This is a genomic window from Xenorhabdus taiwanensis, assembly GCF_036512875.1.
Classification (GTDB): Bacteria; Pseudomonadota; Gammaproteobacteria; order Enterobacterales; family Enterobacteriaceae; genus Xenorhabdus; species Xenorhabdus taiwanensis.
In genome coordinates, this window is the sequence record NZ_AP028978.1 from 2,895,746 (window position 1) to 2,921,520 (window position 25,775).

Sequence of the window (25,775 nt, forward strand, 5' to 3'; positions counted from 1 at the left end):
GTATGTATAATAGTTTTCTATCACACATCCCCATAATACTGTTACATTTTCTGTGAACCAGTTTGCTGTGAACCAGTTTGCTGTGAAGCAGTTCCTAGGAGCGATATTGCTGATGAACGTCAAAACTCCCGATTCACACATTCAATCCCATGCCAATGTGGATCAGCAGGAAATCGAAAAATTTGAAGCCGTTGCTTCCCGTTGGTGGGATCTTGAAGGCGAATTCAAGCCATTGCACCGAATCAATCCACTGCGTTTGAACTACATTTTGCAACATGCTGACGGTCTTTTTGGCAAAAAAGTGCTGGATGTTGGATGTGGTGGCGGTATCTTGTCGGAAAGCATGGCGCGTGAAGGTGCGGAAGTGACAGGGTTGGATATGGGTTTTGAACCCCTGCAAATTGCCCGTTTGCATGCGTTGGAATCCGGTGTTTCCGTTTCTTATGTTCAGGAAACGGTAGAAAGTCACGCAGAACAGCACCAACATGCTTATGATGTGGTGACTTGTCTGGAAATGCTTGAACATGTGCCAGATCCAGAGTCTGTAGTTCATGCCTGTGCCAAATTAGTCAAACCTGGTGGTCATGTTTTCTTTTCAACGATTAACCGTAACCGAAAAGCCTGGTTGATGGCTGTTGTCGGCGCTGAATATATATTGAACATGGTGCCAAAAGGAACACATGATGCGAAAAAATTTATTCGACCTTCTGAACTGATCAGTTGGATTGATAGGACTGCTCTGAAAGAGCAACATATTATTGGTTTACATTACAATCCGTTAACAGACAAATTTCGACTTGGACATAATGTAGACGTGAATTATATGCTGCACACACGATCTGTCTGACAAAGACAGCTAAGGGATTAATAAAACGGCAACTAGATATTATTTTTAAGATTTTATTTTCCCTGTTTCGCCGATAACCTTATGAAAGCAACATCAAGTAACTACGCAGGTTATCGGCTTTTTGCCAAAATTAATCCTCAAGTTATCCACAAAACTTCCCGATCTTGTACACTTGATAAAACTCGAAAATAACATTATCTTGTTATTACCGTTTTAATTACCCCCTATATATTGTGTTTCTTGTCACCTTGTAGTAGCAAGTTGTAATAAGCAGTAGCGAAACAATAATGAATTGTAACTAATCCCCAACTGGCTTTCAGCCACCTTGGGGGTATCGTGCTGTCAAGAGATCAAGGAACAATGTAGGCGGGATACGAAAAGAGAGAAGGTGTATTTCCCCATGAACCAGAGTCTGCTAGTTACCAAACGTGATGGACATAAAGAACAAATTGATCTTGATAAAATTCACCGGGTTGTTACCTGGGCTGCTGAAGGTCTGAAAAATGTCTCAGTGTCACAAGTAGAACTGCGTTCCCAGATTCAATTTTACGATGGCATCAAAACATCGGATATCCATGAAACCATGATCAAAGCTGCGGCTGACCTGATCTCCGGTGATGCCCCTGATTATCAGTATCTGGCGGCACGTCTGGCGATTTTCCACCTGCGTAAAAAAGCCTATGGTCAGTTTGAGCCACCTGCACTGTATGACCATGTCGTAAAAATGGTCAACCAAGGTAAATACGACAAACATTTGCTGGAAGACTATTCCAAAGAAGAATTCGAGCAAATGGATAGTTTTATTGATCATTTGCGTGATATGAATTTCTCTTATGCAGCGGTCAAACAGCTGGAAGGGAAGTATTTAGTACAAAACCGTGTGACTGGCGAAATTTATGAGAGTGCTCAGTTTCTCTACATGCTGGTTGCTGCGTGCCTGTTTTCCACTTATCCAAAAGAAACGCGTTTGGACTATATCCGTCGTTTCTATAATGCAGTGTCTACCTTTAAAATTTCGCTGCCAACACCGATCATGGCGGGAGTTCGCACACCAACTCGTCAATTTAGTTCCTGTGTTCTGATTGAGTGTGGGGACAGCCTGGATTCTATCAATGCGACATCCAGCGCAATTGTTAAATATGTTTCCCAGCGTGCTGGCATTGGCATAAATGCGGGCCGTATTCGTGCATTGGGTAGCCCAATCCGTGGTGGTGAAGCTTTCCATACGGGCTGTATCCCATTTTACAAACATTTCCAGACTGCGGTGAAATCTTGTTCCCAAGGTGGTGTTCGTGGCGGTGCAGCAACGCTGTTCTATCCGCTGTGGCATCTGGAAGTTGAAAGCCTGCTGGTACTGAAAAACAACCGTGGTGTTGAAGGTAACCGTGTTCGTCACATGGATTACGGTGTACAAGTTAACAAGCTGATGTATGAGCGTCTGATTAAAGGCGGAGACATTTCTCTGTTCAGTCCGTCTGATGTGCCGGGATTGTACGATGCATTCTTTGAAGATCAGGAAGAATTTGAGCGCCTGTACACTCAGTATGAAAATGACAGCAGTATTCGTAAAGAGAGCATTAAAGCGGTTGAATTGTTCTCTTTGATGATGCAAGAGCGTGCTTCAACAGGGCGTATTTACATTCAGAACGTTGACCATTGCAATACTCATAGCCCATTTAATCCGGCTATTGCACCTGTGCGTCAATCTAACCTGTGTCTGGAAATTGCGTTACCAACTAAGCCGTTGGGCAATATTAACGATGAAAACGGCGAAATTGCGCTGTGTACGCTGTCTGCTTTCAACTTGGGTGCCATCGAAAATCTGAATGAATTGGAAGAGTTATCGGAGTTGGCAGTTCGTGCGCTGGATTCCTTATTGGATTATCAAGATTATCCAATTGTCGCCGCAAAGCAAGGCTCAATGGGGCGTCGAACTCTGGGTATTGGCGTAATTAACTTTGCTTATTATCTGGCGAAACACGGTGTACGTTACTCTGATGGCAGCGCTAACAACCTGACCCACAAAACATTTGAAGCTATTCAGTATTACTTGCTAAGAGCCTCAAACGAACTGGCAAAAGAGAAAGGTGCTTGTCCGTGGTTTGGTGAAACCACTTATTCACAAGGTATTTTGCCGATTGATACTTACAAAAAGACACTGGATACCCTGACTAGTGAGCCTTTGCACATGGATTGGGAAGCTCTGCGCCGTGACATTCAACAATACGGTCTGCGTAACTCAACATTGTCTGCATTGATGCCATCAGAGACTTCTTCGCAGATCTCTAATGCGACCAATGGCATTGAACCACCGCGTGGTTATATCAGTGTGAAAGCATCTAAAGACGGTATCTTGCGTCAGGTTGTACCCGATTACGAGCTTCTGAAAGGTGCTTACGAGCTGCTGTGGCAAATGCCGAGCAACGATGGCTATCTACAGTTGGTAGGGATCATGCAGAAATTCATCGATCAGTCGATTTCTGCCAATACTAACTATGATCCGGCGCGTTTCCCTAATGGCAAAGTTCCGATGAACCAATTGCTGAAAGATTTATTGCTCGCTTACAAATATGGCGTGAAAACATTGTACTACCACAACACCCGTGATGGGGCAGAAGACGTTCAGGGTGATCTGGAAGAAGTTGTTGAGTCAGCAGATTCCGATTGTGAAGGCGGCGCGTGTAAGATTTAATTTGAGGAAACTATGTCCTATACCACTTTTTCACAAGTAAAAAATGATCAGCTACAAGAACCGATGTTTTTCGGTCAGTCTGTTAATGTGGCGCGTTTTGATCAGCAAAAATACCCTATTTTTGAGAAGTTGATTGAAAAACAACTCTCCTTCTTCTGGCGTCCAGAAGAAGTAGATGTTGCCCGTGATCGCATTGACTATAACGCATTGCCGGATCATGAAAAGCATATTTTCATTAGCAACCTAAAATACCAGACGTTATTGGATTCCATTCAGGGGCGTAGCCCAAATGTGGCTTTTCTGCCATTGATTTCCATTCCTGAGTTGGAAACATGGGTTGAAACGTGGTCGTTTTCAGAAACAATCCACTCGCGTTCTTACACACATATTATCCGTAATATTGTGAATGATCCTTCTATCGTATTTGATGATATTGTGGAGAACGAGCAGATTTTAAAACGTGCTAAAGACATTTCTGCGTATTACGATGATCTGATCGAAATGACCAACTATTATCATCTGTTTGGTGAAGGAACGCATGATGTTGCAGGCAAAACTCTTACCATTAACTTGCGTGAATTGAAAAAGCAGCTTTATTTGTGCTTAATGAGCGTTAATGCTCTGGAAGCCATCCGTTTCTATGTCAGTTTTGCATGCTCATTTGCTTTTGCTGAGCGTGAATTGATGGAAGGTAACGCCAAAATTATCAAATTGATTGCTCGTGATGAAGCACTGCATTTAACGGGAACGCAGCACATGTTGAACCTGTTGCGCTCTGGTCAGGATGATCCTGAAATGGCGGAAATTGCCAAAGAGTGTGAACAAGAGTGCTATGATCTGTTTGTACAAGCAGCAGAGCAGGAAAAAGAGTGGGCTGATTACTTGTTTAAAGATGGCTCCATGATCGGACTGAATAAAGATATTCTGTGCCAGTATGTTGAATATATCACCAATATTCGTATGCAGGCAGTTGGCTTGAAGTTACCATTCGAAACCCGTTCTAATCCGATCCCATGGATCAATTCATGGCTGGTTTCTGATAATGTTCAAGTGGCTCCACAGGAAGTTGAAGTCAGCTCTTACTTGGTTGGTCAGATTGATTCGGAAGTCAATACTGAGGATCTCAGCGGTTTCGAACTCTGATATGGCTGATTACAAAGTCACCCTGCCGTCACGGCAGGGGTTATATATCCATTATTCTTCAGGTTTGCACGACAATTTGTTGGAAGCACTGGAACACGGCAAAGTTCAGCCCGAATACCAATGTCGGCAGGGATATTGCGGTTCTTGTCGTGTTCGCCTGATCAAAGGGAAGGTTGGTTATCCTTGTAAGCCATTGGCGTTTGTTAATGAAGGGGAAATTTTACCCTGTAGCTGTTATCCACTGACGGATATTGAAATTGAGCTTTAATTTTCCTTAAATTAGCCAATCTTATTACTGCTGCAACAGGCTTCTAATTATTTTTGATTGTGGACATATCGATCATTACGACGGTATGTCCATATTCCCACCATTTCTCCACTTACCTCTTCACGATTTTCTAAAAATAAATAAACAAAACCTTTATTGCTATGTTTGTTCCTCTTATGCTGTTGGTAACAGTGGAGTAGAGGTGATTTGATACTTACAGTTTTACCTAGCACAACAAGTGAAGGAGAACAATGATGTATAAAATTGATTATAATTCATATCGTTCGACCAAAAGTTTTAACAGACGTTCCCGCTTTTTAGTTATGCACTATACTGCATTGAACTTTGAAAAATCTATTCAGGCATTGACTGGAGAGCTTGTCAGTGCTCACTATTTGGTCCCCACCCCAGATGATCCGACTTATCAAGCTGCTGGATTTGATAAAGTTCGCATATTCAATTTAGTCGATGAACTTGAAAGAGCCTGGCATGCAGGGATCAGTTGTTGGGCTGGACGAGAAGGATTGAATGATACATCTATAGGTATTGAGATTGTGAATGAGGCCAGTGATGATCGTGGCGTTTTTACTTTTCCTCCTTATCACCCTGATCAAATTACTGCTCTTAAAGAATTAGCCATCAATATATTACAACGTTACCCAGATATTAAACCGACTCATGTTGTAGGACATTCAGATATTTCATGGCAAAGAAAAACTGACCCAGGTCCATCTTTTCCGTGGAAAGAATTATATGACGCAGGAGTTGGTGCATGGTATGACGAAGAAACTAAGCAGAAATATATTGAACAATTCGGGTATTGCCTGCCTGATACCACCGAGATTTTAGAAAAGTTTAAGCGTTATGGTTATGACATCACAGGTGCAGAAAAAGAAGAAAATTTTCAATCCTTGATTAAAGCATTTCAAATGCACTTCCGCCAATCATATTATGACGGTGTACCAGATATAGAAACCATCGCTATTTTATATGCTTTGGTTGAAAAATACTTTGATAATAAATCCTAATTTTCGATGAAATATATCTTATAGATACTAAATTGCAGTTTATTAATTGGGCTGCAATTTGAAAGATGAAGAAAATATAGTATAGAAATAGTTTTAATTTAACTGGAAGATCTGCTCACAGAGAGTATGTCATGGCTTCTTATGTGCACAGGCATAAGAGGATTATGCCTGTGATTATGTATTCTGCTAGTTTTTATGCAGAGATCACACGTGTATGATTAATGCAATGCGCTATAATTTTGTAAAGATATACAAAATATAAAAGACCAAATGTAATAAAAGAGAGAATAGCCCAAATCACAACATATCCAATTATTTGAACTAAACTGATCTTACAATTTAATCTGCCGATAGTTTGTCCACTATCTCGGTCTATAACATGTGTTTTATTAATGATAAAACGAGTCATATAGTAGGGAAACACGAAGGCACCTAAACCTAATGTAAATAAAATAATCAGAAACCAGATGACGAGATGTAAAATAATCTCAAGTATCCCTAATTCTGATTTTAACTTCAGACTACGAAAGTCCATTAAGTTCATAGTGTTCTCCTGATATTTAAATAAATATTGCAAATCAGTCAGCATAGAAACTTTATGAACTCTATGCCTTCATTTTGATTTTGCAGGTTGCTGCTTTGTTGGTTGTTTTCTCGCCTGATAACTATTCAGTTACATAGAATTATCTATGCTAGTGAGGGGCCGTTGCCTTGTCGCAGTATTACGACTTGAAATTTATTAGGCATATTAAGACAAATTTTTCGGAACAGAAGTTCAATGAATAGCATGTAAATAATGAAACAGGCAAGAAAGCATTTACATTAGGTCTGTAGCGACGATAAAAAAGCCAGTTTTCGACTGGCTTATTTTTATATTATAGCAGCTCTTACATAAAACGAGTTGCTGATAACCGGATAACAACGCAGTGTACATTTGAGAGGAAAGATTTTACAGATTTCATGATGATTTCCTTTGAGGGTTATAAATTGTGATTTACTTCACGAAAATCTAAATTCTGAGGAGGATTTTATGCTCAAGAGCAAAAGAGTCAAGATATTTATTAAAATATTTTTTTAAAAATTAAAAAAAAATTGCATAAAATAATAATTTATTGATATTTAACGTATTATTTTTTATTTTGTTTTTTGTAGAGATTTTATCACTCAGTATGATTGTAGCTTTGTTGATCGTTTTTTCATCTACACTTGATCTCTGGATTGTTTTTTAGACCAAAAATAATCTTGATGTTCAATCTGGTAGCGGAAAAAATGAATGAAAATTAGTGAAAACGGTATTAATAAACTCAAAAGTTATGAGGGCTTGAAATTGAAAGCATATCCAGATCCTGCCACTGGAGCAGCACCGTGGACAATTGGATATGGTCATACAAAAGGAGTTGAGTCTGGACAAGTGATAACTATTCAACAGGCTGAGGAATTTTTACATCAAGATCTTATCCCCATTTATGCAGCTATTCAGCAGTTAGTTAAGGTACCTCTAACACAAGGGCAATTTGATGCTTTATGCTCGTTTATTTTCAATTTAGGGATCGTTAATTTTGCTCATTCAACATTGTTGAAAAAATTGAATACAGGTGATTACCAAGGTGCAGTAAAGGAGTTTGTGAAATGGGATCGTGCTGATGGGAGAGAGTTATCAGCTTTGAGTATGCGAAGGGAGTCTGAGCAGAAAACATTCTTATCATGACATGATCAAATAAACATTAGGGTAGTTTTTTAGGCTATCAGAAATAAAAAGTAGATGTCTAATCAAATTATTACTAACAGCCTAATTGAATAAACGATCAATATGATAAGGAAATAATCCTTTGAATAAGTCATTAATCGTGAAATAAATAACTAAATATCTGATGTACCATGTTGTAATACAATACGATAACCATCGATATCTTCGAAAGTTTTTCCGTTCTTATCCCAATAAGGATTATAAGAAGGAACGAGAATAAACCCAGCATTTTTCATCGATTGTGCTTGCTCTTGCCATTCAAGCTCATCTTCAATATAAAATACTAATAAATTATCTTTAGTTGGGGCTTTACCAACATGTGTATTGTGGTGATGGGTAAATTCAAGATGCCAGGAATGGTTGGGATGCCCTAGCATAATACCATCAAAACCATCGTGATCTTTGAATTCTCCAAGTACGATAAAATCTAAGCCATGACAATACATTTCTGCAATTTTAGTAAGATTATCTGTGGGTCTGGCAATTCTAAGAATAGTTGATTTTTTCATATTTTTCTATGTGTAGAGTTGTATGAGGTGAATATATATTATCTGAAAAGTATTTTGATTTTTTAGAAAAAAGTGCTGGTCATTTTCCAGCACTTTTTGTGCTCAGATAGTACTTACAAATAAAATTTTAGTATAATTAAAAAATATTATTTAATATCAACATCAATAACTTGATAGAAGGCATTAGCGGTATCAGCAATTGTCCACACACCGAGAATAACATGGTAGCCTGAACGATCGGGAATATCACAGTTCAGAGAGACAGTTTGACCTGGCCTTTTTCCATTATCAAAACGCTCACAGAACGGCTTTAGATCAAATTGAGCGCGAGTTAGAGGTTTGTTTGGATCCCAGCCAGGTTTGGTAATATAAAATTGCCATGAAGTAGTGCTATGTCGGGCTGTTATTGTCCAATTAAATTTGTTGATTCCTTTATTGATAGCAACATGATGCCAGCGGTCTGTACTTTGTTCATTGAGCTGTTTGAACTGACCAACACCACCACTGGCGATTTGCCCGTCTGGTGGTCCCCCTTGTGGGAAGCCTTTGGGTCCTTCAACCGATTGTGGTTCATACGTGACAGGCCCGCAGTTTTTATTGATGCTTTTTTGGCATAAAAGTGCCCTGCTTGGTGGTGTATCGACATATCCATGATTTGAATCTGGTTCAGCAATACTAGAGAATGGGATAGAACTAAAAGCCGTCAATCCCGCCAAAAGTAGAGACTTTTTAATATTCATGATGAATTTCCTATTTTTTCCTTACTTGACTGTAAAATAAGTGAATTTACTTTCTTATTATATTAATCATTAATGAAATTTAAATTTCTTATAATAGAAGCGCATGGAAATATTTATAACAAAATTAGATAATTATAAATACTTAATTTATGATAGGGGTATGCCAGAAAGATATTATTGAGAGATATAATTGTCATTGATTCTGACATAATGGCGTATGGTAGGAAAAATGCTGTTTTAGAAAATCTTTTTAACAACAAAAATCCCTCCCTGAATTCAGGGAGGGGAAGAGCGAAATAAGAAGCAAATGAGGGTGTACTAAACAAGTAGGGTTTTGAGTACACCTAAATAAGGTAGCCCCAAATTGGATAATATGCAATAAACCAAACTTAAACAAAGAAGTGAGAGTAATAAAATCAACATAGGGTTAGATATATGATCCAAGTGGATGAAGATAAATATTGGACAAAATCGACGCTTGTTCAGCAGCTACAAAAGATAGGCATAAAACAAGGTAATATTGTTATGACTCATGTTGCTGTGCGATCTGTAGGCAATTGTTTGAATGACGCAGATGATCTTATCAGGCTATTTTAACAGTCTTGGGAGTTGAAGGAGTATTATTGTGTTATACAAATTGGGAACAAAATTATGAAGATAGTTTGGATATAAATGGTTATGTCCCATCAGAATTAAAATTTGAAATCATTGAAAAAACAGCAAGTAAAAAGAAGTTTCACACACCGTTAAACAACAATAAGACTCATTCAATAGTTAGTATATCTTTGCCACTTTCCGTCGACCATTTTACCAGAATTTTACCAAGAGCGAATTCTAGAGAAATTTGGTCGGCATGATAGGATTTGAACCTACGATCCAGCCCGGCAAGTTCTGGTTTATTTCAATCAGGTCACTGATTCGAACTACCACAATGGTAAAACCACGATGGGGTATATCCGTGCGCGGTTGGGAGAAGATTATTCGATGAAAGGCCTGATGTTGATCACTGACTACCAAATGGTGGGATGATGGCAAGGTGGGATTATTTATGCTCGAAGACTTCGTTTGACCCAGAGAACTGTACGGAATATTTCGACAAGGCGTGTAAGTGGGACGTCTTGCCTGTGTTAACGGGCGTTGGCTGAAAGCCGGAGAAACGGCCATCGCCATTGACACTGTGGAGCGTGATGCCACGTTCCGATTATTGTTTTCAACCGGCTGACATCGACAAACCGTATTCAGGAGCTGGCACAACAACTGGCTCGTAAAGCCGGAATAGAGCGGATGAGTGAAGTTCCTGCACTAGCGGCTTGGCGCAGGATCTGGAAATAGGCAGCAGAACAAGTGGCGAAAGAACGGCATTCTGACCAAAAGCGGAAAAACCAAAAATGGGGTAAGACCACATGAGCAACGAAAATGATGTCAACAAACTGATCCTTGATCGGCGTGATATTACGGATGACCGTTTATTAAAAAAAACAAATAGTTGAGCTACAGCAGCAATACTGTAAAAAATGCGGTGAATCGTTATCAGTAACGGAATGCTGCTTTTCAGGTGAAGTCGCTTGTTGGAATACCTTGGGCTGGCATATTGTTGTATTTGCAGGTTGTATCTGCTGTCACGTATATTAAAAGCCGAATTTAATGTAGGGGGTGTTATGGGACAATATCGGCACACAATCTCCAATATTATGGCAATGCCTAATGATGTGTTGCTGCAGAAAACGGTTGAAGTGAGTTTTCATCAGGAGAAGCGATTTCATTATTTTTTAGATACACCAAAACATAAACCGGGAGGTCGGCTTAATATTATAGGACACGCATCTCCAGTAGGAAGTTCAATATTATTTGCGGGAGCATGTGCGTATAATCCTGGAATGAATTTGAATGTTTTTTGCCAAACAATTAAAGCATTATTAACTGATATAAAAAACAGAGGACAAAATATTCTATGTATCAGAATAATAGCTTGCCACTCTGGAGCAAATGGGCTTGCTCAAGCATTAGCTAATCATATCAATATGCCAGTTAAAGGCTCGTTAGGGGGTACACGAGTTTATCCAACGACGCAATTTCGTTTAATTCAAAATATAAACCGTCATTTTATTGATAAGACAGATAGAGATGGTCATTATTATTCAGAGGAGGAGGAAAGACAATTGAGGCATGATCCCGCCTATGGTTTGTATAAGTGGTATTATCCTCAATCTTCAAATCCAGATAGTGAATTTGATGAATTTGCTAGTCAACGAGCATCAAGAGAAAATCGTCGGTAGCATAACGAGTTGTAACCCGCAAAAATCATGCCATCGGCCTGAACATCCGAACCTAAACATACGCTGCTGTGCCATTACCTTAAGGGATCAGCAATGGCGCAGCATAGTTTTATCAAAATTTCCGACGACACCCTACGGACTGCGACTCCAGCGGCCAGAGAATACCTGCATTCGAAAATCAAATGTGGCGATGTGCTACAGGCTAATTTTAAGAAAGCCCGTAATCCCCGTTTCCACCGTAAATACTTTGCCTTGCTGAATCTCGGTTTTGAATACTGGGAGCCAGTCGGTGGCACGATTTCCCCCGAAGAAAAAGCGATTGTGCGAGGCTACGTACAATTTCTGGCTCACTTCGCTGGCAATGAAGATGCTTTACAATCTGCCGCTGATGAATACCTTGCTGACTTATCCAAAAATCGTGCTCACAACATTACGGCCACTAAATCTTTTGATGCTTTCAGGCGCTGGGTGACGGTGGAATCCGGTCACTATGACACCTATGAAATGCCAGATGGCAGTCTGTACCGCGAACCCCACTCAGTCAGCTTCGCCAAAATGGACGAACTGGAATTTCAGGCACTCTATCAATCCACACTGAACGTGCTGTGGAACTTCATCTTGTATCGCAATTTCCCTACCAGAGGCGCCGCTGAAAATGCGGCGGCTCAGTTGTTTGATTTTGCGTAAGGGAGAGGCAAGACCAATGACCAACAGTGAAAAACAGTGGCTGTCAGATGTGGCTTCGCTCGGCTGTATTGCCTGCCGGAATCAGGGGTTGGGTGCATCTCCGGCTGAAATTCATCATGTGAGAACCGGGCAGGGAATGGCACAACGCGCCGATCACTTCAGCGTGCTGCCGCTTTGTCCTCGCCATCACCGGGCATGCTATCCCACTGGATTCCATGCTGCACCGAAAACATGGCAGGCGGCTCACGGGGCAGAAATTGAATTATTAGCACAGGTGAAAAGGGAAGTAGAAGAGGTACGGTTATGTCGGGTGTGAAAGTAGCAAACAATATGAAGGTAAGGGGTACAGAATGATTTATCCGGCAACATGTGGAAAAGGTGAAGAACATCTGAGATTGCGTACCCTTGATAGTGTTTGGATACGGGGTCAGTTAAGTGTATGGGGAAACTGGTCTGCTATTCGTAAAGTACCGCAGGCAGCGGGTATTTTTTTCCGCTTACTGTCAGAGCCGGTGATCAGCAAAAAAGCTTTACGTATGGCCATGAATAGAATGAAACAGGCGGGTCTGACAAAAGAAGAGTTATTGCAGATTTTTGGCCAGATGAAAGATAAAAAAGCGATCAGTAGCTTATGGTTCTGTACCGATGCGGAAGGGTTAAAAATGGATACTGTGATTGGCCGTGTAATGGAACATGATCGCGGTTTGTTGAATATTCTGAAAGAGCATTATATATACAAGAAATCTTATTATGGCATTGCCTCTGAAATGCACGAATGCCATCCTGATATGTCACTGTCAACCTGTCGCCGCCGGGTTGAAAACTGGTTAAGGGTAGCGGAATTTATGTTATATCGGCCTATGTGTGATGAATTAGAAAGACAAAAGGTTATGTCGATTAAAAAAGTTTGACTTTTTGAGCAATAGAGTTAATATTTTCGTATAAGCTTTGCGATGTTTTATCCGCAAGAAGAGAAAGACTGGAATTCAAGAAAAACCCGCTCAGTGCGGGTTTTTTGTTTACATATGCTCAGTCATGGCAACCAAAACTTAATAAAAATCGACCTGATTTACTGTCAATCACGAAATCATCCCAATGGCATGCATACCAAACGGGTGGAGTAATATTCATTTTATAAATGGGTGCTGTGGTAATAAAAGGGGTCAGCAACTTTAGAAGCCCATCAATGGCATCGCTAGCCGTTTCTTCAGGAAGGTTCTTGAAAAAATCGGCTTCAAAAAACCATTTTTGAATTGCTTTTATAAGGTTGTCTTTTCCTGCTATCTCAAGTTCAGGATTCCAATGTTCAGCAGGATATTTATCACTGATAGAAAGAAAATACTCATACAAGGAATCAATTAGCTGAGGTTTTTCGGGCAGCGGCATGAAATAGTAATCTGAACCTCTATTACAAGCCATGTTTAAAATGCCAAAAGCCTCCAAATAGCCATTTATTTTCTCGATAATTAGTTCTGGTTTCATTTCAACCTTAGGTATTAAATGTAAGTGTTCAAATTAAGTTAGCCATCAGAATATCAAGGCCATACGTGTTGTATAGCTTTTTTATTCCCAAAATAAACATAAGACTTGCTGTTGTCATTGGTCAGAGTTACATGTGTGTTCACGCCGACTAACTGACCAAAAGGTTAAAATTATCATGCTAAAACATGAAGATATGACGACAACAGCTTCCTGCGTTTTAGAAACAGTTCCCCTGTATGATTGGGCCTCTGTTTCAGACATTTCTGCCTTAACGGGGCTATCAAAGCCGCGTTGCCAATTGCTTTTAACTCAATTTTGTCTGGCTGGTTTGATGGAAAGCAGGGACAATGAGACGTGTTTCAAACATTGCCCCTGATAGGGCAATGCTTTAAGCGGTAAAATCAAGGGCGGGTGAGTAACACCTGCCTTTTATGCCGTGGCTTTCCAGAGAGCCAGTCAGCGCCGATGTATGGAATAGCTTGTGAATTTAAGTAGTACCACATTAATTAACGACGACTCTCTGAAATTTATCAAAACCCTGCCGGATAACTGCATCGACCTGATCGCTACTGACCCGCCGTACTTTCGCGTGAAAGACTGTAGGTGGGATAAACAGTGGGAAGATGTCACAGCTTACCTTGCGTGGCTGGACGAACTATTGGCCGAGTTCTGGCGGGTACTGAAACCCAATGGCAGTCTGTATATGTTCTGTGGTTCGCGTCTGGCGGCTGATACGGAATTGCTTGTTCGTGGACGGTTTAATGTATTGAATCATATTATTTGGGCGAAACCGTCCGGTCCATGGCGCAGGCATAATAAAGAAAGCCAGCGGATGTATTTTCCAGCCACTGAGCGGATCATCTTTGCCGAACATTATCAGGGACCCTATCAGCCGAAAGGCGAGGGCTATTTCAAACAGTGCAGGGAACTAAAACAGGCGGTGTTTAAGCCGCTGGTGGATTACTTTCGCAACGCACGAAAAGTGTTAGGAGTTACGGCGAAAGAAATTCACGCCGCCACAGGGAAGCAGATGGCCAGTCACTGGTTCAGCGACAGCCAGTGGCAGTTACCCAATGAAGGGGATTATCAAAAGCTACAGGCATTGTTCGACCGTATCGCTAAAGAAAAGCACCAGCGTGGTGAACTGGACACGCCCTATTCTAATTTGGGGGAATCACACCCGATATTATCGCGTCAGCATGACGAACTGCGGCAGGAATACGGCTTAATGCGCCGTTCATTCACAGTCACGGCTGATGTGCCTTATACCGATGTCTGGCATTTTGCACCTGTGCAGTATTATCAGGGCAAACACCCCTGCGAAAAGCCGGCTGACCTGATGGCACATATTATTCAGTCCAGCAGCCGCGAAGGGGATCTGGTCGCCGATTTCTTTATGGGTTCTGGGGCAACATTGAAAGCAGCGTTGAAACTCAATCGCCGTGTATTGGGTGTGGAACTGGAAAAAGAACGGTTTAAGAAGACGGAACAAGAAATCAAATTATTCATAAATAAATTAAATGGATTTCAGTGGATTGTAGAAATGACCACACAAGGCTAACCGATATATTAAAGCATAAGAATTTATTAATATATTCATCCTGTTTAACAGCAGGGGAAATTAAATATTAAATTTAACTTCCCATTATTTATAAATATAAGGAAATAGTATGTCTGAATTTATTAAGCCTGAACATGAATGCCATTTTGATCCAAAACAATATCACTGTGATTGTTTTATTGCACCGGTAGGTTCTTTTTCTTGGGCTTTGATTCAATTAAAACTACGCAAGCGCGTTACCCGTTCTGTTTGGGTGAATTGCCAAGGGAATAATGAGATGTATCTGGCTATCACTCCACGTGTAAATAATTTAGTCGTGGAAAAAGATAGCGCTTATGCCGTTGATGGTGTTGCTGTTGAGACTAAATATGATTATTTGACTCATATTGATCTGCGCAATGAACACGGTAATTTTGTACCGTGGCAGCCAACGCAGGAAGATATGATGGCCTGTGATTGGAAGTTTGTGGAAGAAAAAAAAGGGGAATCAGAAAAACCTAAACCACCATCTAACCTTACACACCAATTGAAAGCAAAGTTGATTGTTGGTGAGCATACTGATTCTTCAAGCGAAACTCAATTTTGGGGTTATGCCAATGTTATGGGAGAATGGGAAGAAATTAGTAATAACACGCCATTCTCAAAAGGAATTAGTCAATTTAGCGTTATTAAGTATAAGTCTTCTTCTCGTTATCATTTTCTTCTTAATAGTGTTGGTAGTTCTAGCGAAGATAGAATACAGCTTGGCTCGGAAAGATTGATCGTTAGATGCCTAAACAAAGAATATGATTTAGGGAAAGCTGAAATAGATAGCGTTGCTAATCTAGTGTATAAACAAAGTGAAGACCTATTTGCATTAGAAGAAATAATTATTTCTTCCGTCGGTAAAACATTAGAAATTGAATTGAATTTTTTTACTGAGTAATTCTCTATATTTCTGTTATGAGCATTTTGAGGTTGTGCAGCGGTGCGGCCTTTTCAATTTATGCCACCGCAATCACTCCCAGAACCTCAATCTCTCTTATTGCGGCTGGCATCCCACTTACTACAACTCACAGGGGTAACCATCGTTCACCCCACGGACGCCCATTGTTCAGATGGGGTGGAATATGAAGATGAAAGAAAATCCTGATTTATGGGCTGACATATTAAACGGCCTGAAAAACTCATGGCCGCAAATATCCGGCTCTGTTTTGGCGGCATTAATTTGCTACGGGCGCCTGATTTATGACGGCGTGGAACGAAAGAACCGCTGGGTCGAGGCACTCCTGTGTGGTGCGCTGTCATGGAGCGTGTCCAGTGGGTTAGAGATGTTCGGCATTCCTGCCAGTTTTGCACCCGCTATCGGGGGCGCTATTGGTTTTATTGGCGTTGAGAAGCTACGCGAGTTTGCTGTTCGTGCCATTAATAAACGTTTGGGAGGTAAAGAGTGACCAGAGGTATTAGGAACAACAATCCGGGCAATATCCGCCACGGTGACCAATGGCAGGGACTGTGCAGCAGGCAGACTGATAAGTCATTCTGTCAGTTTATCGCACCAGAGTACGGTATTCGGGCGATGCTCAAAATCCTGCGCAATTATGTGAAACTCTACGGCGATAATACCATCCGCCAGTTTATTTCCCGCTGGGCACCACCAAATGAGAATGATACCGAGGGCTACATCACGCATGTGAGCCAAACAGTCGGTGTATCCAGCCATGCCGTGATTGATGTTAACGATAAATCCATCATGACAGCATTGACTAAGGCGATGATCCAGATGGAGAACGGCAAGCAGCCTTATTCTGAGGCAACGTTTGAAAAAGCGTTTGAGTTGCTATGAACTGGAAGCTGAAACTGATTGCTGCGGCGGTCGGTATTGCATTGATTGGATCGGCTCTCTACTCCGTTTATTCAGTATATGCAGAGAAAGGGGAGCTGGCGGGTGCGAATCAATCGTTGACCACTAAGCTATCTGAACAAAGTGCCATTAATGCCAACCAGCAAGAGCGAATCAAGCACCTCACAGAGTTAGACACCAAACACATTCAGGAACTCGCCAATGCCAAGACTGAAATTGACACTCTTCGGGCTGATGTTGCCGCTGGTCGTCGCAAGTTGCGCATCCAAGCCACCTGTCCCGTGTCTGAAACCGTTACCTCCGGCAGCGTGGGCACTCCAACCTCCGTCGAACTCACTGGAGAAACTGGATCTACTGTTCTTGATATCCGAGAAGGCATCATCAACGACCGGACAAAACTGAGCTATTTGCAGGATTATGTGAATACTGAATGTTACAAGGTGACAAAATGAACAAGCAAGCATTACAACCGCATCAACAACGTGTTATTGACGAATTAGCAGAACTTGATGAAAGGATTGCAAAGCTATCTGATTTTATCGGTGGTGCTATTTATTACCAGTTAGAAGAAGCTGATCGTGTGCTTTTAGCTACGCAATTCCCTGTCATGAAGCTGTGTGACATTCTGCATAAACGATTCGTACGGCTCCATTTGCCACCTCAGAGCAAATGATACTGAGGTGGCAAGCGTCTTTAGCCTGAGACATGTTCAACAGGAGTTGCTGGTATGCAATCAGGCAATGTGTGTTCCGGAGTTTGTGGCAGGTATGCTGAAATAGCGCAAGTAACTTGAGGATCATCCGATAAGGCACCGGAAGCATTGGCATAAGTCAGCATTGAAGCTAAAAGCGTTGTGCCTGCCAATAGGCAAGGCAGAATAAATTTTTTCATTCTATTATTCTCCATATTTCGCTTGAATTAACATTACTGCAACAACATTACAACCCTAACCCTATAACCCCATTTTTCCCCAATAACAAGCGAATAATGCTTAACAATTAATTAACCCCTGAAACTAAATGAAATATTTTTTTACCCATTTCTTTGAGTGGTTAAAGGAATCCCCAAGCCATCACATCCCGTGGTGGCTTTTTCTTTTTAAGGAATCTAACAATGACAGAACTTACTTTATCACAGCAAATGCGGCTGGAGATATTACGCCTTGTCATGAACGACACTGCCGCAGCACAAAAAGCGATTGAGTTCATTGGTGATAACACACTGAAGTTTGAGCTATTCAAAGATCAATACAAACTCGTGCAAACCGAATCTGGCGCTGTGGCCAGAGCAGATAAAGCCGTTCGTAATGCACAAGAAGCATTGAGTCTATTCAATTAGCTCATCACACAGCCTATTCATCGAGTGGGCTGGATAATGAGTTAAGGAGGAGATAAGCATGGAAACCAAAAACAAAGGCGGTCGCCCCTCTGATTACATGCCAGAAACTGCCGCGGATATCTGTGTAAAGCTGGCAGAAGGCGAGAGTCTTCGCAAGGTATGTGAACGACCCGGCATGCCTAATAAGTCCACGGTATTTCGCTGGCTGGCTGAAAATCAAGAGTTTCGCGACCAATACGCGAAGGCAGCAGAGCAAAGGGCTGACGCTTTATTCGAGGAAATGTTGGAGATTGCCGATGATGTCATGCCAGATGCAGCAGAGGTGGCAAAAGCAAAGCTGCGTATTGATACCAGAAAATGGTCATTGGCTCGCATGTCTCCTAAGAAATACGGCGATAAGATCACTCAGGAAATTACAGGCGCTAATGGTGGGCCAGTGAAAATTGAAACCTCTCCTATGAGTACACTATTCGGTAAGCAATGAAAGCATGACACAAATAAACCCTATCTTTATGCCGTTCATTGAGGCGCACCGCTATAAAGTCGCCAAAGTGATGTGGTTCAATGATTTTGGTCACCGTCATAGAGGTGATATTCTCACTTCAATAATTCAACAGGTGACATGATGAAAAGAAGTTTCAGCCCCGAATTTAAATTGGAGTCAGCACAGTGAGTGCTTGACCAAAACTACAGTATTGCCGACGCCGCCAGCGCCATGAATGTCAGTCAGTCCGCCATGGGGCGATGGGTTCATCAGTTAAAGCAGGAACGGCAGGGAAAATCGCCCAACGCTTCGCCCATCACGCCGGAGCACATTGAAATCCGCGACCTGAAAAAGAAACTCCAACGCCTTGAAATGGAAAACGACGTTTTAAAAAAGGCTTCAGCACTCTTGATGTCGGATTACCTGAACAATTCTCGCTAATCAAGCAATTCAGAGTGCATTATCCCGTGACTTTCCTTTGCCAACTGTTTGGCGTTTATTAATACGGTGTTTAAATACCTATATTTATATTATGCCGCATAACGAATTTTAGGATGGTGGAAAAAACGGGCAACATGCGCCTTTCTTCTCTGGAGCTTCCTTAGATGGCTTTTGACCTTTCCGGCTAATTCCTGCTGACTTCTTGCCGGTGAAGAATGACGAAGGGCACTTTTTAGGTCACCATTGAGATACTCATCGGGATTCAATTCCGGTGAATACGCCGGTAAATAAAACACCGCAATCCGGCCCTGATGCTTTTCCAACCAATTTGTCACTATTTTGGCATGATGCACCCGTAAGTTATCCAGAATTAAATAGACCTTGCGACCTGCTTCTTTTATCAATCGTTGGAAAAAGTGGAGCAATTTTCGGGCGGTCATCGTTTCCCTGTACAACATAAATCTCACACTGCCCCGATTGTTGATGGCAGATATCATATTGAGTGAAAAGCGTTTCGCACTGACATCGACGACAGGCGTCTGTCCTTTGGGGGTAAAGCCACGACCGTGTTGACACGTATTTTTTATTCCGGTTTCATCCCCCCACCAAATTTCAGCCCCTTCTTCCGCCGCTTTTTTCTTAATAACGGGATAGGTTTCCTTCTGCCACTGTTCAACCGCTTTGGGGTTTTGTTCATAGGCCTTTTTTAACGGTTTTTGCGGTGTAAATCCCCAGCGTTTCAGGTAGTCGGTCAGGGTTCTTTCTGCCACGTTAATCCGCCACATCTGCCAGATGACGGCTTGAATGGCCCGACGTCCCCAGAGCGCAAAAGGCAGTTGCATTTGTGGCGGCGATTTATCACACAGAAGTTGTTGAAGTTTTTCTTCCTGAATGGGAGTCAATAAGCGTTTTTCCATGATGCGGCGACCACGTTGACCTTGCACCAAGGCCTCATCGCCCCCTTTTTGCCAGGCTCTGACCCAAATACAAATCGTGTTGTAGTTAATGCCTAAAGCGGCAGCAATCGTTTGCCGTGAAACGCCTTCCTGATACATCCGTATCACGAGTTGTCGGTTATATTGCTGTATCTCAGGTGAGAGTTGTCGAGTATCTTTCTTCATGTCGGTATGATACATGATCTATTTGTGTTTATACACCGCGTTAATATAATCTGATTCTTGATTTTCATAATTACTGTCTATGCAGTAGTGCATTCAATGCATCATGTTCTGACTTTACCATTATAAAGTTAGATGGAACACATTTGGATAGGTAGCGAAAGGCAGCTTACCTGAAAGACTTGTTGCTATAGACTAAATCACTGTGTCGTTTTTGTGTCTCTGCTAACGACACGTGAACGACAACCAAAGACATTGAAAAGCGATGAACGACACAAAACGCTATGCGAGCAAGGATAAATCTTTATATTTCAATATGATATTTAGTGTTCTACTTTCTTCTAAGCCGTAGGTCATAGGTTCGAATCCTGTAGACTATAAAATCAGGATCATGTCCTGATATCATCTTCTTTCTTGGTCAAGGTCTATCTATAAAGGTATCAATGAATATTTTTTCTAATAAATCCCAGTCAGGAACTATCGAAAAAAGCAGTAAGAAAAAAGGTGCTTCAAACGCCTTTGGCCAACAACAAAATTAATCCTAATGTTAGCGCGCTTTTGCCATTTTTCGTCGGCTATTTTACCCCCATTTTACCCTCATTTTACCCCAAGCAAATTCCAGCCATAAAAAAACCAACCATAACAGGTTGGTTTTTCTAGGGAAATTTGGTCGGCATGATAGGATTTGAACCTACGACCCCCGACACCCCATGAAGGCGATTATTTCACTCTAAAAGCCTTATGTAGCAAGGGATTAAGGCGTTTTGACTGGTTTTGCAAACAGTGCGTAATCTGCAAAATTCGTGCTTTATACATCAATAAGTTAGGCTCTATTTTACCATACTAAATGGCTATCTCTCCGTGAGGAACTTCTACCCATTCAACATGGTTCTGAGTATAGACTTTTGTCGATTTTGCATCACTGTGTGCCATACGTGCTTGTGGGTCTAATCCATTAGTTTTAAACATGTGTGCAGCCAGTGCACGGATCTCGTGAAATGTCGGCCTTTCTGCAATCGGCAAATGTGCAGCAACACCCACTTTATCTCTCAACGCCGAAAATGCCCGGCTCAGATAGTCTGGTGCAACTTGAGTAGGATGATGGACTTCTGAACTAATCTTGTTCGGACGCTTGATTGGCAAGCGATGAACAACATACGGGCTGGCAATAGAATCCCGGCTATCATCAACAATCTGTTTTAATTTTTCTCCAATAGGAATAGCAACGTGAGACGCTTCTTTATCCTGAATTTTTTGCCTGTGAATATAAAGCATCCCATAAATGCCATTTTGCGGTTCTGGATACCACATACAACCACAAACACCTTCTTGCGGGGATTTGATGTTGTATCTGATACGCGAAACCTCTAATCTGGCCTGAGTGGTTTGCAGTGCCAGATCCATTGCTGTTCGTAACCACGGTTCTGCAGCGATACGTATCTTTTTAAAGTCTTCCAGTGATAATCGGCGGCGCATTTTCTTATCTGTCCGTTTACGTTTCTTGCGTTCTGCTGGATTATCAAACATTAGAGATTCATCAACGGCATAGCTAAAGAGTTTCTTTAAAAAGGAGACCTTTCTATTTTGGACATTAGCAGATGCCTCTGCATGGTATTTATTGAGATATTCGTTAACATGCTCAAGCGATATTTCCATACATGGAATATTAGCAAAAAACTCTTTAACTCTTTCAATATTGTTATTCCAGTCAGCAAGGGTATTTGCTGCGGGTTTTTCATCCAAAATAATTCTGTCGAAGAGTTTATCAACATGATCAGAGAAAGGTAATGATTCACCAAAGTTACCGCCTGATTCCTTAAGTAAGGAAGAAATACAAACGGATTGTTCCGGTCTCATCACATTGTTGTATTCTCTGGCAATAGCGATAGCGACTGCTTTGTCGCCACCAATAAACTTACGTTTACCATTAACAAGAGTTAACCGATATTCATTTTTGGATTTATCAAAATAAAGATAGTCAGGTAGATGCCTGAATTCTTTTTTTCTTGGACGTCCAGCCATTTTATGAATCTTTTATTAACTTGTTTACTTGTGATGAAATAAGAGAATCAACGCCCCATCTTTCTGATGAATAAACCCATGCCGAACCATCGACAATTTTCCCTCTTAATTGACCTATTTCTATCCATCGTTTAATGGTTCGGTTATCAGGTATTGATCCTATTTCAAATTCTCTGTTACCCCACGCACTGGCTTTCATTAATTTATCATGTGAAATAGTTCCGCGATTTATTTTCATGGTCTTGGTCTTGCCTCATCATCGATGTAATGATTCGATCAGCAGTGTTGCAAGCGCGAATAATATCCGCCTGATCACAGGGCGTATTTTTGACGCTGGCGGCTAATCGTCCCAGTTTGATATCGAAGTCAGTTAATAGTTGTTGTCCCGGTTGCCAGGGTTTCATGATGGTGCTCCATTCGGTGGATGTACCATCATGCTAGTGATTACGTGGCTGAATTTCTGATTATGCTTAATCAGGTTTACGGGTGAGGGATGAACTGCCGTTCTCCGCCTTCTGATGATTATCAACCTGCTCGATTTTTACTTCGGGCGGGAAGTCGTAGAAGATGGCACAACGGCGGTCAGCAATGATCTGGCCGCTTGTGCCATCGGGCAGAGTGAGTCTGATAGGTTGGTAACGTTTATGTTGATGTTGATGTTTAAGCATGGGTCTGGCCTCTTTTACTTTATTGGTCTAGGTATTTTTATGATGTTCATATTCTCAATGCACTTGACCATGACGGATGCCAGAGTTGAGTTGGCTCACCAAAGCGCTTTTTAGTTGTTCCAATGTGGATTTTTCTTTTGGTTCAAGATGGTCAGTTCTAATTGCCGACCAGGTCACTTCGCACTGGTTAATTTCTTCGTTATAAAAAATGCTGATTTCAATTTTTGCTGCCATAATTTTCTCCGTAATGCCAGAATCATCGGGCATAAACTGATTGTTAACGAACCTGCAAACTTCTTTCCCCAATTTCGATATGTGCGCCCGGAATGGTTTCGCCGCGTTCAATTGCCTCTTTGATGGCTTTTTTATCCGGGGCAGTAATGGTCTGAACATCCACTAATTCATCAGGCAATAACATTTCGTTATCGATAATGACTCTGGCAACGCCCTGACGCGCACTAAAGGTGTTTTTCGTGGTTTTCAGGCTGTTCAGGTCTGCTTTTAGTAAGCAATCCAGCACATATTTTTTCAGGTGTTTGATTTGACCTTCAAAGGATTTTTTGCGCTCAACCAGTCGCTTGGCTTCATCGTCCAGCGTTCTGGCTTGCCCTTCGAGGTTACGAACATGGATCATGACCGCATCCAGTTTGTCACCTAAAGCACCTTCCAAACCTTCGAGTGTGTCGGCGATGGCTTCCGGAGAAAATTCACCGGTGGCTATCAGTTTTTGCAGCTGATCATAATCGGCAGCTAATGCAATAGCGGTGGTCATGGGTTTGCCTCCTCCAATTTGGTTAAGCATACTTTTTCAATTTCAGTTAAACGGCGTAAACGGCCTGACAGGTAACGTTCATACTCTTTGTCACCGATAGATTTCGCATTCTTGAGATGTACATCGATTTCACGGGTTAGCGTGGATGTGATGCCTCTCAGTTCATTTTTAGTGACCGCCGTTTTCATGGTCTCGGTATTACGTGCGAACTTCTCGTCCAGCTCTTTACGTAAGCGGGTGAGATCTTCGGCTTTGTCACTGGCTGCTTTGATACCAAATTCAATTTTGTTTTCAGCCAGATATTCCGGATTATCGTGCATCCCCATAAAGACATCGGCACTGAATCCCAGCATAGATAAGGCTTTTTTAATGGCATCTGTCAGGGATTTTTTAAGTACTTCGCCATCCGTTTTGATGCCGTTTTTAGATTTATAGCGGTAAGGTGTCGCACCGTAGCTTTCGATTTCACCACGTGTGCCGTCACCAAGCGGATACCACAATACAATTTTGATAGAGTGGTTTTGTTCAAATATTAAAGTGCCATCACCATCACGCAGTAAACGAAAACCCGTTTGCTTGTTATTGGCGTCATAAACAGGTTCAGTCATTGGAGCACCGTCCAGCATTTTATCTTCCAGAACCCGATATCCCCAACTGCCACCTGCTGGGCCAAATTGTTCAGTCGCCCGCATAAACATATAATTACTGTTGATGCTGGTACCGCTATATCCCATACCATCCAGTGGCTTAGTAAAACGCGGGTCGGTACGTTGGACCGCTTTCCAAATGCGAAGATTGGCCTGCTGTTCGTTACCTTGTGCCTTGATAGTTTCTTCCAACAGATCGGCCCGGTGTTGGAAATTATCATTACTGGCGTTCTGGCGACTGTCTGGAGGTAATAGAGTGCCTTCATCATTTGCTGCCATTTTTGGTGCGGTTTTGTCAGTTTCCGGTACGGTTTCCGCTATTGCTGGTACGTCTGTATCCATTTCTGGCGTGATTTCTTCGGGTTCTGGTACGATTTCCTCTTTGGTTGGTTTGGCTTTTCTCGTTCTGCGGGGTTTGGCTTCTTTAATTTCAGGGGCGGCCTGCTGAGTCTCAGGTTCACCGGCAGAGTCATTTGTGACGGCAGTTTCTGGTGTTGGCACAGATTTGTCTGTGGTATCGGATAATTCATCGGAAGATGGAGTATCACCCAACGCATGGCTGATAAATGCCTTCATTGCGATTGTATCGGTCAGGAACTCAGGATGTTGCTTACCTGCACGTACCACCCGAAAGATATCTTCACGCGGGATAGACAGGGCATCGGTTCTGATGCGAAATTGCGTAGACCAACGACGCCATGTCTCATCACTGTCAGTCATCAGTTTTTTCGCTGCAGCCATTTCCTGTGACATAATCTCCCAGCAGTCAAAATCACCATCCAGTAAGGCCATGGCAATTTCTAAGTCCAGTGTGGCGTAGCTATGATTAAATTCGCGTTTTTGATATGACTCTGACAGCCACTGTTCCCCGAACTGGGTCACTTGTTCTGGCTCAACATGTTCTGCGGATGAAAAGTGTTCCTGGGTGACCAGGGCAATTTTTTGTGTCTGTGCGGCATTCATCAATGATGTTTTTATGATGCCACCTAACCCGTAGGCGATATTGCGCAGTTTGGGTTGATCTGTTCCTTGATGAATAAACTTAGTTGCATCAGTCATCTGTCCATTTGTCAGCTCAGTGGTATTGAATAACAAAATGGCTGCAACACGAACAATAGTGGCAACTTTACCAAAATTGGCGAGATCATGTCGGGTATCGTGTTCAATGGTTTTGGTTTTCCACGTTGTGCCATCAAATTCATATTCAGCCGCAAACTGCTCATCAAATTTACCCACAGGTGGACGAGGCGAACCGACTTGGTCTTCACAAATAATGGGTGCATCGGTATTAAATTTATCCATATCATCAGGATGCACTTCACCTAATTTTACGATGGCCATGGCTTTAGCCATTTTGACTGAATTAGCCTCAAGCGCGATAGCTAAAGAGATAGCGCCATCCTTTTGAGCCTCCGGGGTAGGCTCAAATACACAAATATAAACTTTCATTGGTCTTGCCTCT

General features: G+C 41.8%; 33 protein-coding genes and 1 pseudogene. 20 read left to right on the forward strand and 14 right to left on the reverse strand.

What is annotated here, in order from left to right; translation table 11 throughout:
• The first annotated feature begins 112 nt into the window (after positions 1 to 112).
• The 5 genes from ubiG to ACE1SE_RS13175 all read left to right on the forward strand — a co-directional run bounded on the left by ubiG (position 113) and on the right by ACE1SE_RS13175 (position 5,978).
• A complete protein-coding gene (gene ubiG / locus ACE1SE_RS13155) occupies positions 113 to 847 on the forward strand; it encodes a bifunctional 2-polyprenyl-6-hydroxyphenol methylase/3-demethylubiquinol 3-O-methyltransferase UbiG (protein ID WP_374051279.1) in 735 nt (244 codons plus the stop codon).
• A 400-nt stretch (positions 848 to 1,247) separates the two neighbouring features.
• Positions 1,248 to 3,539: a class 1a ribonucleoside-diphosphate reductase subunit alpha gene (nrdA, locus tag ACE1SE_RS13160; protein ID WP_374051280.1), complete on the forward strand. Its 2,292-nt coding sequence runs from the start codon at positions 1,248 to 1,250 to the stop codon at positions 3,537 to 3,539.
• Between the two features lie 12 nt (positions 3,540 to 3,551).
• Positions 3,552 to 4,682: a class Ia ribonucleoside-diphosphate reductase subunit beta gene (gene nrdB, locus ACE1SE_RS13165; protein WP_374051281.1), complete on the forward strand. Its 1,131-nt coding sequence runs from the start codon at positions 3,552 to 3,554 to the stop codon at positions 4,680 to 4,682.
• Between the two features lies 1 nt (position 4,683).
• Entirely contained in the window at positions 4,684 to 4,950 is a 267-nt protein-coding gene (gene yfaE / locus ACE1SE_RS13170; protein WP_374051282.1) for a class I ribonucleotide reductase maintenance protein YfaE, read from the forward strand.
• Between the two features lie 254 nt (positions 4,951 to 5,204).
• Positions 5,205 to 5,978 (forward strand): N-acetylmuramoyl-L-alanine amidase, encoded by a 774-nt coding sequence (locus ACE1SE_RS13175; RefSeq protein WP_374053673.1) that lies wholly within the window; start codon positions 5,205 to 5,207, stop codon positions 5,976 to 5,978.
• Between the two features lie 193 nt (positions 5,979 to 6,171).
• On the opposite strand, the gene ACE1SE_RS13180 is transcribed toward ACE1SE_RS13175, so the two are convergent.
• The gene (locus tag ACE1SE_RS13180; protein WP_374051283.1) at positions 6,172 to 6,567 is read right to left on the reverse strand and encodes a DUF6693 family protein; all 396 of its coding nucleotides are present in this window, start codon (positions 6,565 to 6,567) and stop codon (positions 6,172 to 6,174) included.
• Positions 6,568 to 7,251: 684 nt separating this feature from the next.
• Between ACE1SE_RS13180 and ACE1SE_RS13185 the strand changes: the two genes are divergently transcribed.
• Positions 7,252 to 7,686, forward strand: coding sequence for a lysozyme (locus ACE1SE_RS13185; RefSeq protein ID WP_374051284.1), 435 nt, complete (start codon positions 7,252 to 7,254; stop codon positions 7,684 to 7,686).
• A gap of 152 nt (positions 7,687 to 7,838) precedes the next feature.
• On the opposite strand, the gene ACE1SE_RS13190 is transcribed toward ACE1SE_RS13185, so the two are convergent.
• From ACE1SE_RS13190 to ACE1SE_RS13200, 3 genes are all read right to left on the reverse strand, one after another.
• Positions 7,839 to 8,234 (reverse strand): VOC family protein, encoded by a 396-nt coding sequence (locus ACE1SE_RS13190; RefSeq protein ID WP_374051285.1) that lies wholly within the window; start codon positions 8,232 to 8,234, stop codon positions 7,839 to 7,841.
• A 146-nt stretch (positions 8,235 to 8,380) separates the two neighbouring features.
• Positions 8,381 to 8,974 carry a lytic polysaccharide monooxygenase gene (locus tag ACE1SE_RS13195; RefSeq protein ID WP_374051286.1) on the reverse strand — a complete coding sequence of 198 codons (594 nt, stop codon included), beginning with the start codon at positions 8,972 to 8,974 and terminating at the stop codon, positions 8,381 to 8,383.
• Positions 8,975 to 10,184: 1,210 nt separating this feature from the next.
• Positions 10,185 to 10,400, reverse strand: a complete 216-nt coding sequence (locus tag ACE1SE_RS13200; RefSeq protein WP_374051287.1) for a hypothetical protein — start codon at positions 10,398 to 10,400, stop codon at positions 10,185 to 10,187.
• A gap of 232 nt (positions 10,401 to 10,632) precedes the next feature.
• Here ACE1SE_RS13200 and ACE1SE_RS13205 point away from each other — a divergent pair, with 232 nt between their 5' ends.
• The 4 genes from ACE1SE_RS13205 to ACE1SE_RS13220 all read left to right on the forward strand — a co-directional run bounded on the left by ACE1SE_RS13205 (position 10,633) and on the right by ACE1SE_RS13220 (position 12,848).
• Positions 10,633 to 11,250, forward strand: coding sequence for a hypothetical protein (locus tag ACE1SE_RS13205; protein WP_374051288.1), 618 nt, complete (start codon positions 10,633 to 10,635; stop codon positions 11,248 to 11,250).
• Between the two features lie 93 nt (positions 11,251 to 11,343).
• Positions 11,344 to 11,937 (forward strand): DUF1367 family protein, encoded by a 594-nt coding sequence (locus ACE1SE_RS13210; RefSeq protein WP_374051289.1) that lies wholly within the window; start codon positions 11,344 to 11,346, stop codon positions 11,935 to 11,937.
• A gap of 16 nt (positions 11,938 to 11,953) precedes the next feature.
• Positions 11,954 to 12,253, forward strand: coding sequence for a Ref family recombination enhancement nuclease (locus ACE1SE_RS13215; protein ID WP_374051290.1), 300 nt, complete (start codon positions 11,954 to 11,956; stop codon positions 12,251 to 12,253).
• A gap of 34 nt (positions 12,254 to 12,287) precedes the next feature.
• On the forward strand, positions 12,288 to 12,848 hold the full coding sequence (locus tag ACE1SE_RS13220; RefSeq protein ID WP_374051291.1) for a DUF1133 family protein: 561 nt from the start codon (positions 12,288 to 12,290) through the stop codon (positions 12,846 to 12,848).
• Between the two features lie 118 nt (positions 12,849 to 12,966).
• Here the strand turns inward: ACE1SE_RS13220 and ACE1SE_RS13225 are convergent, their stop codons facing one another.
• Positions 12,967 to 13,419, reverse strand: a complete 453-nt coding sequence (locus ACE1SE_RS13225; protein ID WP_374051292.1) for a hypothetical protein — start codon at positions 13,417 to 13,419, stop codon at positions 12,967 to 12,969.
• Between the two features lie 481 nt (positions 13,420 to 13,900).
• Here ACE1SE_RS13225 and ACE1SE_RS13230 point away from each other — a divergent pair, with 481 nt between their 5' ends.
• The 6 genes from ACE1SE_RS13230 (at position 13,901) to ACE1SE_RS13255 (ending at position 17,496) form a co-directional block, all read left to right on the forward strand.
• Positions 13,901 to 14,980 carry a DNA-methyltransferase gene (locus ACE1SE_RS13230; RefSeq protein ID WP_374051293.1) on the forward strand — a complete coding sequence of 360 codons (1,080 nt, stop codon included), beginning with the start codon at positions 13,901 to 13,903 and terminating at the stop codon, positions 14,978 to 14,980.
• A gap of 109 nt (positions 14,981 to 15,089) precedes the next feature.
• Positions 15,090 to 15,905 (forward strand): DUF2829 domain-containing protein, encoded by an 816-nt coding sequence (locus tag ACE1SE_RS13235; RefSeq protein WP_374051294.1) that lies wholly within the window; start codon positions 15,090 to 15,092, stop codon positions 15,903 to 15,905.
• Positions 15,906 to 16,089: 184 nt separating this feature from the next.
• Positions 16,090 to 16,413, forward strand: a complete 324-nt coding sequence (locus tag ACE1SE_RS13240; protein ID WP_244589809.1) for a phage holin, lambda family — start codon at positions 16,090 to 16,092, stop codon at positions 16,411 to 16,413.
• Complete coding sequence (locus ACE1SE_RS13245; protein WP_374051295.1) at positions 16,410 to 16,805, forward strand: structural protein; 396 nt, start codon at positions 16,410 to 16,412, stop codon at positions 16,803 to 16,805. Before ACE1SE_RS13240 ends, ACE1SE_RS13245 begins: the two co-directional genes overlap by 4 nt.
• A complete protein-coding gene (locus tag ACE1SE_RS13250; RefSeq protein WP_374051296.1) occupies positions 16,802 to 17,275 on the forward strand; it encodes a lysis protein in 474 nt (157 codons plus the stop codon). Before ACE1SE_RS13245 ends, ACE1SE_RS13250 begins: the two co-directional genes overlap by 4 nt.
• On the forward strand, positions 17,272 to 17,496 hold the full coding sequence (locus ACE1SE_RS13255) for a crAss001_48 related protein (protein WP_374051297.1): 225 nt from the start codon (positions 17,272 to 17,274) through the stop codon (positions 17,494 to 17,496). Before ACE1SE_RS13250 ends, ACE1SE_RS13255 begins: the two co-directional genes overlap by 4 nt.
• Positions 17,497 to 17,516: 20 nt before the next feature.
• Here ACE1SE_RS13255 and ACE1SE_RS13260 read toward each other — a convergent pair whose 3' ends face one another.
• Positions 17,517 to 17,714, reverse strand: coding sequence for a hypothetical protein (locus ACE1SE_RS13260; protein ID WP_374051298.1), 198 nt, complete (start codon positions 17,712 to 17,714; stop codon positions 17,517 to 17,519).
• Positions 17,715 to 17,936: 222 nt separating this feature from the next.
• On the opposite strand from ACE1SE_RS13260, the gene ACE1SE_RS13265 reads away from it, so the two are divergent.
• The 4 genes and pseudogenes from ACE1SE_RS13265 to ACE1SE_RS13280 form a co-directional block, all read left to right on the forward strand.
• Complete coding sequence (locus ACE1SE_RS13265; RefSeq protein ID WP_374051299.1) at positions 17,937 to 18,161, forward strand: DUF2560 family protein; 225 nt, start codon at positions 17,937 to 17,939, stop codon at positions 18,159 to 18,161.
• A 58-nt stretch (positions 18,162 to 18,219) separates the two neighbouring features.
• Positions 18,220 to 18,645 carry a terminase small subunit-like protein gene (locus ACE1SE_RS13270; RefSeq protein ID WP_374051300.1) on the forward strand — a complete coding sequence of 142 codons (426 nt, stop codon included), beginning with the start codon at positions 18,220 to 18,222 and terminating at the stop codon, positions 18,643 to 18,645.
• Positions 18,646 to 18,649: 4 nt separating this feature from the next.
• A complete protein-coding gene (locus ACE1SE_RS13275; protein WP_374051301.1) occupies positions 18,650 to 18,787 on the forward strand; it encodes a hypothetical protein in 138 nt (45 codons plus the stop codon).
• 47 nt (positions 18,788 to 18,834) lie between these two features.
• Positions 18,835 to 19,145, forward strand: a pseudogene (locus ACE1SE_RS13280) (transposase); the annotation flags it as partial.
• 30 nt (positions 19,146 to 19,175) lie between these two features.
• Here the strand turns inward: ACE1SE_RS13280 and ACE1SE_RS13285 are convergent.
• The 8 genes from ACE1SE_RS13285 to ACE1SE_RS13320 form a co-directional block, all read right to left on the reverse strand.
• A complete protein-coding gene (locus ACE1SE_RS13285; protein WP_374051302.1) occupies positions 19,176 to 20,207 on the reverse strand; it encodes an IS630 family transposase in 1,032 nt (343 codons plus the stop codon).
• Positions 20,208 to 21,047: 840 nt separating this feature from the next.
• Positions 21,048 to 22,226: a tyrosine-type recombinase/integrase gene (locus tag ACE1SE_RS13290; protein ID WP_374051303.1), complete on the reverse strand. Its 1,179-nt coding sequence runs from the start codon at positions 22,224 to 22,226 to the stop codon at positions 21,048 to 21,050.
• A gap of 1 nt (position 22,227) precedes the next feature.
• Positions 22,228 to 22,425 (reverse strand): hypothetical protein, encoded by a 198-nt coding sequence (locus ACE1SE_RS13295; RefSeq protein ID WP_241538207.1) that lies wholly within the window; start codon positions 22,423 to 22,425, stop codon positions 22,228 to 22,230.
• A gap of 7 nt (positions 22,426 to 22,432) precedes the next feature.
• A complete protein-coding gene (locus ACE1SE_RS13300; protein WP_374051304.1) occupies positions 22,433 to 22,630 on the reverse strand; it encodes a hypothetical protein in 198 nt (65 codons plus the stop codon).
• A 66-nt stretch (positions 22,631 to 22,696) separates the two neighbouring features.
• Positions 22,697 to 22,894: a hypothetical protein gene (locus ACE1SE_RS13305; protein ID WP_374051305.1), complete on the reverse strand. Its 198-nt coding sequence runs from the start codon at positions 22,892 to 22,894 to the stop codon at positions 22,697 to 22,699.
• Positions 22,895 to 22,948: 54 nt separating this feature from the next.
• Positions 22,949 to 23,128, reverse strand: coding sequence for a hypothetical protein (locus ACE1SE_RS13310; protein ID WP_374051306.1), 180 nt, complete (start codon positions 23,126 to 23,128; stop codon positions 22,949 to 22,951).
• A 43-nt stretch (positions 23,129 to 23,171) separates the two neighbouring features.
• Positions 23,172 to 23,666: a siphovirus Gp157 family protein gene (locus ACE1SE_RS13315; RefSeq protein ID WP_374051307.1), complete on the reverse strand. Its 495-nt coding sequence runs from the start codon at positions 23,664 to 23,666 to the stop codon at positions 23,172 to 23,174.
• Positions 23,663 to 25,762: a phage-associated endonuclease gene (locus ACE1SE_RS13320; RefSeq protein ID WP_374051308.1), complete on the reverse strand. Its 2,100-nt coding sequence runs from the start codon at positions 25,760 to 25,762 to the stop codon at positions 23,663 to 23,665. Before ACE1SE_RS13320 ends, ACE1SE_RS13315 begins: the two co-directional genes overlap by 4 nt.
• Between the last annotated feature and the right edge of the window lie 13 nt (positions 25,763 to 25,775).

What these genes read in the sequence shown, in the direction of transcription:
- ubiG (WP_374051279.1), top strand. Translation starts at nt 113, where the DNA reads ATGAACGTCAAAACTCCCGATTCACACATTCAATCCCATGCCAATGTG.
- nrdA (WP_374051280.1), top strand. Translation starts at nt 1,248, where the DNA reads ATGAACCAGAGTCTGCTAGTTACCAAACGTGATGGACATAAAGAACAA.
- nrdB (WP_374051281.1), top strand. Translation starts at nt 3,552, where the DNA reads ATGTCCTATACCACTTTTTCACAAGTAAAAAATGATCAGCTACAAGAA.
- yfaE (WP_374051282.1), top strand. Translation starts at nt 4,684, where the DNA reads ATGGCTGATTACAAAGTCACCCTGCCGTCACGGCAGGGGTTATATATC.
- ACE1SE_RS13175 (WP_374053673.1), top strand. Translation starts at nt 5,205, where the DNA reads ATGTATAAAATTGATTATAATTCATATCGTTCGACCAAAAGTTTTAAC.
- ACE1SE_RS13180 (WP_374051283.1), bottom strand. Translation starts at nt 6,567, where the DNA reads ATGCTGACTGATTTGCAATATTTATTTAAATATCAGGAGAACACTATG.
- ACE1SE_RS13185 (WP_374051284.1), top strand. Translation starts at nt 7,252, where the DNA reads ATGAAAATTAGTGAAAACGGTATTAATAAACTCAAAAGTTATGAGGGC.
- ACE1SE_RS13190 (WP_374051285.1), bottom strand. Translation starts at nt 8,234, where the DNA reads ATGAAAAAATCAACTATTCTTAGAATTGCCAGACCCACAGATAATCTT.
- ACE1SE_RS13195 (WP_374051286.1), bottom strand. Translation starts at nt 8,974, where the DNA reads ATGAATATTAAAAAGTCTCTACTTTTGGCGGGATTGACGGCTTTTAGT.
- ACE1SE_RS13205 (WP_374051288.1), top strand. Translation starts at nt 10,633, where the DNA reads ATGGGACAATATCGGCACACAATCTCCAATATTATGGCAATGCCTAAT.
- ACE1SE_RS13210 (WP_374051289.1), top strand. Translation starts at nt 11,344, where the DNA reads ATGGCGCAGCATAGTTTTATCAAAATTTCCGACGACACCCTACGGACT.
- ACE1SE_RS13215 (WP_374051290.1), top strand. Translation starts at nt 11,954, where the DNA reads ATGACCAACAGTGAAAAACAGTGGCTGTCAGATGTGGCTTCGCTCGGC.
- ACE1SE_RS13220 (WP_374051291.1), top strand. Translation starts at nt 12,288, where the DNA reads ATGATTTATCCGGCAACATGTGGAAAAGGTGAAGAACATCTGAGATTG.
- ACE1SE_RS13225 (WP_374051292.1), bottom strand. Translation starts at nt 13,419, where the DNA reads ATGAAACCAGAACTAATTATCGAGAAAATAAATGGCTATTTGGAGGCT.
- ACE1SE_RS13235 (WP_374051294.1), top strand. Translation starts at nt 15,090, where the DNA reads ATGTCTGAATTTATTAAGCCTGAACATGAATGCCATTTTGATCCAAAA.
- ACE1SE_RS13240 (WP_244589809.1), top strand. Translation starts at nt 16,090, where the DNA reads ATGAAGATGAAAGAAAATCCTGATTTATGGGCTGACATATTAAACGGC.
- ACE1SE_RS13250 (WP_374051296.1), top strand. Translation starts at nt 16,802, where the DNA reads ATGAACTGGAAGCTGAAACTGATTGCTGCGGCGGTCGGTATTGCATTG.
- ACE1SE_RS13255 (WP_374051297.1), top strand. Translation starts at nt 17,272, where the DNA reads ATGAACAAGCAAGCATTACAACCGCATCAACAACGTGTTATTGACGAA.
- ACE1SE_RS13260 (WP_374051298.1), bottom strand. Translation starts at nt 17,714, where the DNA reads ATGAAAAAATTTATTCTGCCTTGCCTATTGGCAGGCACAACGCTTTTA.
- ACE1SE_RS13265 (WP_374051299.1), top strand. Translation starts at nt 17,937, where the DNA reads ATGACAGAACTTACTTTATCACAGCAAATGCGGCTGGAGATATTACGC.
- ACE1SE_RS13270 (WP_374051300.1), top strand. Translation starts at nt 18,220, where the DNA reads ATGGAAACCAAAAACAAAGGCGGTCGCCCCTCTGATTACATGCCAGAA.
- ACE1SE_RS13275 (WP_374051301.1), top strand. Translation starts at nt 18,650, where the DNA reads ATGACACAAATAAACCCTATCTTTATGCCGTTCATTGAGGCGCACCGC.
- ACE1SE_RS13285 (WP_374051302.1), bottom strand. Translation starts at nt 20,207, where the DNA reads ATGAAGAAAGATACTCGACAACTCTCACCTGAGATACAGCAATATAAC.
- ACE1SE_RS13290 (WP_374051303.1), bottom strand. Translation starts at nt 22,226, where the DNA reads ATGGCTGGACGTCCAAGAAAAAAAGAATTCAGGCATCTACCTGACTAT.
- ACE1SE_RS13295 (WP_241538207.1), bottom strand. Translation starts at nt 22,425, where the DNA reads ATGAAAGCCAGTGCGTGGGGTAACAGAGAATTTGAAATAGGATCAATA.
- ACE1SE_RS13300 (WP_374051304.1), bottom strand. Translation starts at nt 22,630, where the DNA reads ATGAAACCCTGGCAACCGGGACAACAACTATTAACTGACTTCGATATC.
- ACE1SE_RS13305 (WP_374051305.1), bottom strand. Translation starts at nt 22,894, where the DNA reads ATGCTTAAACATCAACATCAACATAAACGTTACCAACCTATCAGACTC.
- ACE1SE_RS13310 (WP_374051306.1), bottom strand. Translation starts at nt 23,128, where the DNA reads ATGGCAGCAAAAATTGAAATCAGCATTTTTTATAACGAAGAAATTAAC.
- ACE1SE_RS13315 (WP_374051307.1), bottom strand. Translation starts at nt 23,666, where the DNA reads ATGACCACCGCTATTGCATTAGCTGCCGATTATGATCAGCTGCAAAAA.
- ACE1SE_RS13320 (WP_374051308.1), bottom strand. Translation starts at nt 25,762, where the DNA reads ATGAAAGTTTATATTTGTGTATTTGAGCCTACCCCGGAGGCTCAAAAG.